Source organism: Nocardioides marmoraquaticus, from assembly GCF_054777915.1.
Genome location: NZ_BAAHAA010000058.1, coordinates 1 through 791, shown reverse-complemented (window position 1 = coordinate 791; position 791 = coordinate 1). Strand labels below are relative to the sequence as shown.

Sequence of the window (791 nt, the reverse complement as noted above, 5' to 3'; positions counted from 1 at the left end):
ACGCGGCCGCCGTGAGCGGCGCGCCTGCGGATCCAGGCGGCGAGCTGTGGGGCAGAGACGGCGCCGCGGGTCTCCTCGGCGAAGGTGCCGTGCTCGGCTGTGACGTCAGTGGGGGTGAGGTGCACGACGAGATCGACGTCGCCGGGTGCGCCAGGGTCACGGTTGGTGGTGCGGCCCGACATGAGGTCGAGAGCGTGCTGCGGGTCGGCCAGGATCCCCACGGCGGTCGCCCGCCGGATGTCGCGGCTGCTGGTGTCGCCGAGGTCGCGAAGGTCGGCGGCGACGCGGTTCAGGGTGGCGTCGAGGAGGTCAGCGTCGTCGGCGTCGAGGGTCATGTTCACGTCGACCACCCCGGGTGCGCGGCGGTCCCGGCGCAGCCACACCCCACGACGGCAGGCGGCCGCTTCGGCGTCCGCTACAGCGCGGTCGGGGTCGGCGGTGAGCCGGGCCTCGTGGATCAGCCGCACGGCGTCGACGCGGTGGATCTTGTCGGGCACGGCGGTGATGAGCCGGTCGGCGTGCAGCGCGGCGTCGTAGGTCAGGTCGTGGGTCTCGCGGCTGATCTGACGTGCGAGCCACACCGGCACCCGCCCTTCCTGGGTCAGCGCCCACAGCCGGGGCAGCCGGAAGGCCAGCTCGAGGGCGTCGCCGAGCAGGTGGCGGGCGTGGTCGTGCGACCGGTCGAGCGCCGCACCGAGCTCGAGCGGCGCGAGCGGGTGCACCAGTGGTGCACCGGGGCCGGCGATCGGGATGAGCACTCGCGACTCGTCGGTGGCCAGCAGGCCCGGCTC

The 791-nt window shown here is 74.5% G+C and carries 1 pseudogene; it reads right to left on the bottom strand.

What is annotated here, in order from left to right:
• A pseudogene (locus tag ACYU8I_RS18865) lies at positions 1-791 on the bottom strand (hypothetical protein); the annotation flags it as partial.